This window comes from Armatimonas sp. (assembly GCF_043760365.1).
GTDB lineage: Bacteria > Armatimonadota > Armatimonadia > Armatimonadales > Armatimonadaceae > Armatimonas.
This window is the reverse complement of sequence record NZ_JAYUPA010000464.1, coordinates 1-1,675: the sequence shown is the minus strand read 5'-3', so window position 1 is coordinate 1,675 and position 1,675 is coordinate 1. Positions and strand designations below refer to the sequence as shown.

The 1,675-nt window shown below is 53.6% G+C and carries 2 protein-coding genes; both read left to right on the top strand.

The window, feature by feature from the left end:
- Positions 1-112 precede the first annotated feature (112 nt).
- Positions 113-1,234, top strand: coding sequence for an aminopeptidase (locus ACH2EH_RS10920; protein ID WP_395141588.1), 1,122 nt, complete (start codon positions 113-115; stop codon positions 1,232-1,234).
- Positions 1,231-1,581, top strand: coding sequence for a hypothetical protein (locus ACH2EH_RS10915; protein WP_395141586.1), 351 nt, complete (start codon positions 1,231-1,233; stop codon positions 1,579-1,581). The genes ACH2EH_RS10920 and ACH2EH_RS10915 overlap by 4 nt, the downstream gene beginning before the upstream one ends.
- The last annotated feature ends 94 nt before the right edge of the window (positions 1,582-1,675 follow it).

Genomic DNA, 1,675 nt, shown 5'->3' with positions numbered 1-1,675 from the left:
GAGTCGTCTGCGTCGGGTTTGTCCGAAGCGCAAGGAGAATATTATCGCAGCATACTAAGCATGTCAAGAAAATTAAGAAAATAATTCGCTTTTCTTTTGGTACAATACGCCCATGTCTGACCTTCGACTTTCCCAGCTCGCTCAAGTACTTGTTACGCACTCCGCGCGCCTACGCGCGGGCGAGCGCGTACTTATTGAAACCTTCGACACTCCCGACGATTTTGTCCGGGCACTCATAGAAGCTGTCGCCGCCGTGGGTGCTATTCCCTTTGTGGAGACGCACTCCAATCGTGTTTTGCGTGCTCTTTACCAGAGCGCCACGACGGAACAGATGCAGGCGATTGGCCAGCATGAGCTAGAGCGTATGAAGACAATGGATGCCTACTTTGGGATCCGTGGGGCGAGTAATAGCCTTGAGCTGAGTGACGTTCCCCAGGAGAAAATGGCACTCTACCAAAATCACTGGTGGCGCCCCGTTGCGGACCAGCGGGTCAACCATACCAAATGGGTTGTTCTGCGCTACCCGTCACCGGCCTTCGCTCAGTCTGCTGGGATGAGCACGGAGGCGTTCACTGATTTCTACTTCAATGTCTGCACGTTAGACTACGCGAAGATGCAGAAGGCAATGACTCCCCTGCATGAGCGAATGTTGCGAGCGGATCGGGTTCAACTTACCGGCGAGACACTTGATCTGAGCTTCTCTATTAAGAATATCGGCGCAGTGATGTGCTACGGCGAGCGTAATATCCCCGACGGCGAGTGCTTCACATGCCCCGTACGCAACTCCGTCAACGGGCATATTCAGTTCAATACTGCCTCGCTCTATCAAGGAAGTCTCTTCGAAGGGATCCGTTTCGTGCTGAAGAATGGCAAGATTGTCGAGGCGACAGCAAGCAGTCCTGCCCAGACAGCGCGACTCAACCAAATCCTTGATTCCGACGAAGGAGCACGCTATATCGGGGAGTTTTCACTCGGTTTCAATCCCTATGTCCTCCAGCCGATGCGCGACACCCTGTTTGATGAGAAGATTGCGGGTAGTTTCCACTTCACGCCGGGCCAGGCCTACACGACTGCGGACAATGGCAACCGTAGCCAGGTGCACTGGGATTTGGTCTATATCCAGCGTCCTGAGTACGGAGGTGGCGAAGTGCGCTTTGACGGGGAGCTGATCCGCAAAGATGGCTTATTTGTTCCTGATGATCTTCTAGGACTCAATCCGGAGAACTTAAAATGAGACGCACTGCGGAGCGAGACCGGCTCATCGTTCAGGAAATGTGGACACTGGCCAACAGCGAGCCTCTTGCACTGGCAGCGCTCCAGCCACTTGGCATGATAGACCGTGAACGCTACCGGCGCTATGTGGATGGCCTGATCCTGGAGCTTACTCTGGAAACGAACCCTAAGACTAGTGTCTGGAGCTATGAGCTCGCCTTGATCCACCCTGAGGGGGAGCGCCTTGAGGAAGAAGTCATCAACCACTGGCTTGATCAGTTCTTCGGGAACGAAGCGCGCCACGCCGCCAAGCGAGGTTTTATGCTGACAACGGATGCGCGCTTTACTTTCCCGTATAGTCGCCGATAGTCCACAGGATCTGTTGACAAAAAAGGGTGGTTGTCTTTTTATTTCACGTTTAGACTAATTTGGCGGTGGAAACCCCGCTGGAAAGTGGCGTTGT

Bases quoted from the DNA above. Each gene is read 5' to 3' on its own strand.
- ACH2EH_RS10915 (WP_395141586.1), top strand. From the start codon at position 1,231: ATGAGACGCACTGCGGAGCGAGACCGGCTCATCGTTCAGGAAATGTGG.
- ACH2EH_RS10920 (WP_395141588.1), top strand. From the start codon at position 113: ATGTCTGACCTTCGACTTTCCCAGCTCGCTCAAGTACTTGTTACGCAC.